7 protein-coding genes are annotated in these 6,212 nt (G+C 53.1%); all 7 read left to right on the top strand.

The window, feature by feature from the left end:
- Positions 1 to 319: 319 nt before the first annotated feature.
- The 7 genes from G3446_RS25150 to G3446_RS29335 all read left to right on the top strand — a co-directional run bounded on the left by G3446_RS25150 (position 320) and on the right by G3446_RS29335 (position 6,120).
- Positions 320 to 2,044 (top strand): carbohydrate porin, encoded by a 1,725-nt coding sequence (locus G3446_RS25150; protein WP_164456426.1) that lies wholly within the window; start codon positions 320 to 322, stop codon positions 2,042 to 2,044.
- 79 nt (positions 2,045 to 2,123) lie between these two features.
- Entirely contained in the window at positions 2,124 to 2,585 is a 462-nt protein-coding gene (locus tag G3446_RS25145) for a MaoC family dehydratase (protein WP_164456425.1), read from the top strand.
- Positions 2,586 to 2,665: 80 nt separating this feature from the next.
- Positions 2,666 to 3,829, top strand: a complete 1,164-nt coding sequence (locus G3446_RS25140; protein WP_164456424.1) for a CaiB/BaiF CoA transferase family protein — start codon at positions 2,666 to 2,668, stop codon at positions 3,827 to 3,829.
- Positions 3,830 to 4,001: 172 nt separating this feature from the next.
- Complete coding sequence (locus tag G3446_RS25135) at positions 4,002 to 4,790, top strand: enoyl-CoA hydratase/isomerase family protein (protein WP_164456423.1); 789 nt, start codon at positions 4,002 to 4,004, stop codon at positions 4,788 to 4,790.
- Between the two features lie 53 nt (positions 4,791 to 4,843).
- Positions 4,844 to 5,668, top strand: coding sequence for an enoyl-CoA hydratase/isomerase family protein (locus G3446_RS25130; RefSeq protein WP_164456422.1), 825 nt, complete (start codon positions 4,844 to 4,846; stop codon positions 5,666 to 5,668).
- Positions 5,669 to 5,696: 28 nt separating this feature from the next.
- Positions 5,697 to 5,828 (top strand): acyl-CoA dehydrogenase family protein, encoded by a 132-nt coding sequence (locus G3446_RS25125; RefSeq protein WP_342450240.1) that lies wholly within the window; start codon positions 5,697 to 5,699, stop codon positions 5,826 to 5,828.
- Positions 5,806 to 6,120 (top strand): carbohydrate porin, encoded by a 315-nt coding sequence (locus tag G3446_RS29335; protein WP_164456427.1) that lies wholly within the window; start codon positions 5,806 to 5,808, stop codon positions 6,118 to 6,120. Before G3446_RS25125 ends, G3446_RS29335 begins: the two co-directional genes overlap by 23 nt.
- Positions 6,121 to 6,212: the final 92 nt, after the last annotated feature.

The raw sequence follows: 6,212 nt of genomic DNA, 5'->3' as shown, positions 1-6,212 counted from the left end.
CAGACGGGGAGCGAGCGCTGAAGCACGCGACATCGGATCACCGGGACCGCCACGAAATGTGACCTTGAAAGACATGGACACCGTCCCGAAAGGGACTCTAGTCAGCCGTGTCGCAGCAGGTTAGCGTTCGGCCCTGTTGAGCCGTCGATCGAAGTCGGGCACGTCTGAGGCGGTAGCCTTTTGCGGCACCGCTTTCTGATGTCGGTCGTGCTTGGTTCATCAAAATACCGTAAGAGCGATTGAAGTACCGCTTGGCCACTAGCCGGACGGGCTAGCGCAGCAGCTCTTGCGCCGTAGGGGAAAAACCTTGGCGGATGAGATGATCGATTGGTTTGTAGAAACGCTGCGGGCCTATCCGCAGCTTGCCGAAGTGGTCGCCTCATCAGCGGCGACGTCGGGTGAGACGAATGCGTACTCGTGCCGTGAACTCGTCCTTTCACGCGGTTCCAGAACAGTATCCGATCAGAAAGGATCGCCAGAGGAGCGAAGCCAGCCCGTTCGACAAGCATGGGCAGCGCCCGACCGTCCACCCGAACGGGCGCTTGTCGGCGGCAGCAACCCACCAGAGCCGCATCTAAGCCTTGCTGCCATGAAACGCAAGGCTCGATGGTCACGCAGCCCCCACCTAGGGTTGGTCGCTGCCCTCAGCACGATGCGCAGACGCCTCGACCAGGTCGGCTGTTGCTCTTGTCTGAGAGCCGAGCGAAACGCCCAGCACCTCCCTGCGCACCGTTACTGTGCGGCAGACGCCCTGTTGTCACCAAGGCTGACAGTCGCGCCACTGGCTGCGCTCTCATTCTTTATATGCTGGCAACCTGCCTTCGCGGAGAACTCAGAGCAGGGCGCCTCCCGCACCGGTGCGCCGGTGCAAAATGCTTTTGACCATGACCCTTTCAGCGGCCCCCGAGCGGTGTCCACTATCCTGCGCGATGATCGCGAGGAGAAGGCGGATCTACTCAATCTCAATGTCCTCAAAGCGTGGGAAGGATGGAAGGCCGGTATCGCCGAGAGCACAGGGCTCAGCTTCGGCGGCGATTACCTCGCAGTGGGTTTCGCCGCGACCGACAGCCTCGGCGACGACACCGCGGCCTCTGGGGTCGCGCGCTTCTTTGGCTCCTGGGAGTTGCTGAACCGCGGCGCGGCGAACACCGGCAGCGTTGAGTTCAAGATCGAAAACCGGCACGCCTACACCGACATCCCGCCGTCTGCCTTCGGCGTCGATATCGGGTTTGTCGGTACGCCAGAACCCGTCTTCAACAACGACGGCTTTCGCGCGACCACTCTCTATTGGAAGCAGGACTTCGCCGACGACCGCGCTGTCTTGCGTGTCGGCTTTCTTGATATGAAGGAATATTTCGATGGTTACGCGTTGGCCAGTCCTTGGACCGGCTTTCTCAATCTCGCCTTTACGGTCGGCTCAAACACGATGATCGTGTTGCCGGACGCCGCGCTTGGCGCGATGGTCGGCGGCTATCTGACCGACAACATTTATGCGGCAGCCAGCATCATGGACGCCGGTTACCAGCCGACATCCATGTTCGACGGCTTCGATACTTTCTTCGGTGACTTCAACACCTTCAAGACCGCGGAGATCGGGATCACCGGAGGTGGCAAGCGATTTTTGTTCGACAATGCGCATATCGCGGTCTGGCAGCAGGATGAGAGTGACGTCAGCGGCGTGCAGAGCGGATGGGGCGTCAATGTCTCTGTCTCCCGTGTTGTGGGCGAGCACTGGTTGCCGTTCTTGCGTGCCGCTTGGGCCCATGAAGGCGGGGGTCTTTACGAAAGGTCGGTGAGCGGCGGTTTTGGATACCAGAACAAGCCCGGCGGCAACCAGCTCGGCGTCGGCCTCAACTGGGGCCGCCCTAATTCGGATACGTTCGGGGTCGATCTCAACGACCAGTGGATAAGCGAGGTCTACTACAGGGTCCAGCTTACCGAGAACCTTCAGATCACGCCCAACCTGCAAATCGTTGTGAATCCGGCTTTGAACCCCGCAGATGCTGTCGCCTTGTTCGGATTGCGAGCCCGAGTGACGTTCTGATCCCGACAGAGGCACGGATGCGCTCAAATTCTCCTAGGGGCCGAGTGATGGCAATTAAACTAAAAAAGAGGAAAACAACATGAACAAAATCGTACCTAAAGATAAGCTCGTCAATTTTATAGGGACCAAGGTTGAACCAACCGAATGGTATGAAGTTACGCAGGAACGCATCAACGAATTCGCCCACTGCACAGGCGATAACTACTTCATGCATGTTGATCCCGAAAAAGCGAAAAAAACTGATATGGGTGGAACCATTGCTCACGGTTTATTAACGCTGGGGTTGACACCTTATATAATGGCTAACTTTCCAATACCTGAGAATATGCCACATGGTTTTAATTATGGTTATGACAAGGTTCGTTTCCTGGCCCCGGTACACACTGGTAAGCGGGTACGCATACACGGAGAGGTTAAGGATGTTATTTGGAAGGATGAGCACGACTGCAAGTTCATCACTGCATTAACCGTTGAAATTGAAGGCGAGGAAAAGCCAGCGCTGTACGCCGAATGGATACTTTACTACGAAACCGAAGACTAAGATTAACGCCGAATCTGCTCGCTCACCCGATATTACAGGGTGAGCGAACCATCATCTAGCCATCATCTAAGGAGATGACCATGACAGATACTACAAACCTTCCGTTAGACGGAATTCGCGTTATAGATTTCACGCAGGCCGAGCAGGGCCCCATTGCCACTCTACAGCTCGCTGATTTTGGTGCCGATGTAATCAAGATCGAGCGCCCGGGCGTAGGTGACCTGAGTCGGCATACCGTTGGCGGGACCTCTATAGAGGCAACTAACAATCCGACATATGTCGCCATGAATCGCAACAAGCGTTCGATGGAACTTGATACGAGAAGTGAAGAAGGAAAGAAGGTTATTTATGAACTCGTCAAAGTATCGGATGTGGTCGTAAACAATTTTCGCCCAGGTGTGATGGACAAGCTTGGCTTCAGCTATGAGAAGCTCAAAGAGATTAATCCACGCATTATTTTTGCGTCCGCAACAGGCTACGGACCTGTCGGACCAAATGAGAAAAAACCTGGGCAGGACATGGTGGCCCAAGCTGTAACAGGCTTCATGTATGAGACCGCGGACCCGTCAGTTCCACAATCGATAGTTCCAACAGCTATCTGCGATTATACCGGAGGTATGCATCTCTGTCAGGGTATTTTGGCCGCGTTGATTGGGCGTGAAAAAACCGGCCTTGGTCGAAAAGTGGATGTGTGTCTTTATGATTCGATGATTCATACGCAACTGCAGGAAGCAGCCTACTGGAGCAAATACAAACAAGTTCTGAACTGGGCGGCAATGCCACTCGCTATTCACGCCGAGGCCAAGGATGGGCCAATTGTGGTGATTGGAGCGTTTATGCCCAACCCGCTACAGGCTATGTGCGCTGCAATGGAAATAGATGATCTTACCGTTCCTTACCCAGATATGGCTTCTCAGATCAGAAACAAAGCGGTTATACAGGATACACTCCGCAAGGAAATTGCCAAATACACAATGGAAGAAAGTTTGACACGTTTTGAAGGGCAGGATGTACTTTGTTCCAAGGTCCGCAAATTAAGTGAAGTAATGGATGACCCACAAACGAAGATTAACAATATGATAATCGATATTGATCACCCGATTCTTGGTAAAATTACGACCATCGGTTGCCCTGTTCATATCAGTGACGCCCCCGTTACTACGAGAATAATGGCGCCACAGCTCGGTGAGCACACCGAAGAGATCCTTCGCGAACTTGGTTTGGCCGCGGGTGACGGTAAGTAAGAGCGTCGGATGAGTGTCCTGTTTGACACAAGTGACGGCGTACTCGGGTTGCGATTGATCATCCAACGAGGATGAATGCAATTGATACCTCCAGCCGCAGACGAGGCTGGAGGAAATCCGGGATCAGATTAAGCCAGCAGAAACGCAAACGCTAAAAGAGAGTGATGAAGACATGACTACTACTTATGAAACGATCAATACATTTGAAAAAGACAGTATTTTCTATTTAGAAGTAAACAGGCCCGACAAACTGAATGCTTTGAACAAAACGGTTTTAAATGAGATGTTGGATGCGATAAATAATATCGATGTTTCAAAATATAAAGGCGTTATTCTAACAAGTGTTGGAGAGAAAGCTTTTATGGCAGGTGCGGATATCACTGCGATGTCTGAAATGACTCCGCAAGAAACACAAGTCTTTGCTGAAACAGGACAGGCCGTCACCTTGGCAATGGAAGACTTGGCCCTGCCTATGATTGCCTGTGTTCATGGCTTTGCACTTGGAGGTGGATGTGAAATGGCAATGTCTTGCGATTTCATTTTTGCTTCGAAGCAAGCAAGTTTTGGACAGCCTGAGGTTAAATGGGGTGTGTTACCTGCTTTTGGTGGAACCCAAAGACTTCCAAAATACATTGGTCGAAACCGAGCAAAAGAGCTTATCTATTCAGGCACTTTTATAAATGTTGATAAAGCCTATGAGTGGGGATTGGTGAATAGAGTATCAGATGATAAAGCAAGCTGCCTGCAAGAAGCAGTTGAGTGTTTAAACGTTATAGGAAGAAATGGTCCACTTGCCGTTGCAAGTGCAAAACAGGTCATGAATGCTGGAAATGATATGTCAAATAAAGATGGCATCCACCAGGAAGCATCAGTCTTTGGAGTAGTTGCTAATTCGAATGATAAGGCGGAAGGGACCAAAGCATTTGTAGAGAAAAGACACCCAGTGTTCACAAGAAGCTGAAATGATCAGCATGTAACGCACATACGACTCATAGTTACTAGAGGAAGAAAAAAATGAGTGACCAAAAATTACGCGTGGAGATCGATGGCGCCGTTGCAACATTGTTCCTGGTTAACCCGCCGATGAACGTGATGACACTGGATATGAGACGCGAGTTGGACGAGGCCCTGACCAGCCTGGAAGCTGACCCAGCGATAGGGGCGATTGTACTCACAGGCGACGGTGACCGCGCTTTCGGCACCGGCTCCGACATTAAGGAATTTCCCGGACTCTTGGCGGACGGTGCCGTCGTGTCTCGCAAGCTCGCTCCTGAGAACGAAACATTCACCAAATTCGCCAATTTCCCGAAACCCACAGTCGTGGCCATTGAAGGCTATGCGCTAGGCGGCGGCATGGAACTCGCAGCCGGCGCCGACATCATCGTGGTCGCCGAAAATTCAAAATTCGGCGTGCCCGAAATAAACCTTGGCGCCATACCCGGCAGTGGAGGCTCAGTGCGTATAACACGGCGTATCGGTATTGGCCGCGCCAGTGAGTTGTTTTTGCTGGGTGATATGATCGATGCGCAGCAAGCGCTCGCGTGGGGCTACGCCAATCACGTTAAGCCTAAGGGCGAGGTGCTCGCACACGCGAAAAAAATTGCTGCAAGGCTTGCAAGCGCTCCGAAGCAGGCCATTTGTGCCGTCAAGCAGGTGTTGCGGTATGGCATTTACTTACCCGAGGAGCAGGCAATTGCGAAGCTGCTTGACGTGCTCGATGTGCTATCCCGTACGCAGGACCTTCACGAGGGAGCCGACGCCTTCATTAATAAGCGCAAAGCGAATTTTCAAGACCCGCTGGACACCTCAAAATTTGTTGGCTGCATGTTTCCAAAATAAGCTCGCCCCGTACGAAACGGGGGTCGAAGTGACTCAGGTGGTGAGGCCCGAGTTGGCGAACGAATTGCACAAGAAGGCCGAGGATCTCGGCCTTCTTGCCTCGGGGTTGCCCGAAGAGGTGGGCGGCGGCGGCCTGAATACTATCGACATGTGCCTGTGAGAATTACCAGAACAAGCCCGGCGGCAACCAGCTCGGCGTCGGCCTCAACTGGAGCCGCCCTAATTCGGATACGTTCGGGGTCGACCGCGACGACCAGTGGATAAGCGAGGTCTTCTACAGGGTCCAGCTTACCGAGAACCTTCAGATCACGCCCAACCTGCAAATCGTTGTGAATCCGGCTTTGAACCCCGACAGGGATGCTGTCGCCTTGTTCGGATTGCGAGCCCGAGTGACATCTCAATGCCATGGACTTAAGCCGTCCGGCAGTACGCCGGGTGGAATCCGGGCTTGAGCTTGCCGGGATTGCGGCGTGGAAATTGTCGGTCTGGCCGTACCGCCTCGACGGCATCGGAAAGCGCGAGGACGGCCTGTGTCAGCAGGGTG

Source organism: Thiorhodococcus minor, from assembly GCF_010820565.1.
Taxonomy (GTDB): Bacteria; Pseudomonadota; Gammaproteobacteria; order Chromatiales; family Chromatiaceae; genus Thiorhodococcus; species Thiorhodococcus minor.
The sequence above is the reverse complement of the archived record's forward strand: the minus strand, read 5'-3'. Positions and strand labels throughout refer to the sequence as shown.

Coding starts and splice junctions, on each gene's coding strand:
- G3446_RS25140 (WP_164456424.1), top strand. CDS start 2,666: ATGACAGATACTACAAACCTTCCGTTAGACGGAATTCGCGTTATAGAT.
- G3446_RS25135 (WP_164456423.1), top strand. CDS start 4,002: ATGACTACTACTTATGAAACGATCAATACATTTGAAAAAGACAGTATT.
- G3446_RS25145 (WP_164456425.1), top strand. CDS start 2,124: ATGAACAAAATCGTACCTAAAGATAAGCTCGTCAATTTTATAGGGACC.
- G3446_RS25130 (WP_164456422.1), top strand. CDS start 4,844: ATGAGTGACCAAAAATTACGCGTGGAGATCGATGGCGCCGTTGCAACA.
- G3446_RS25150 (WP_164456426.1), top strand. CDS start 320: ATGATCGATTGGTTTGTAGAAACGCTGCGGGCCTATCCGCAGCTTGCC.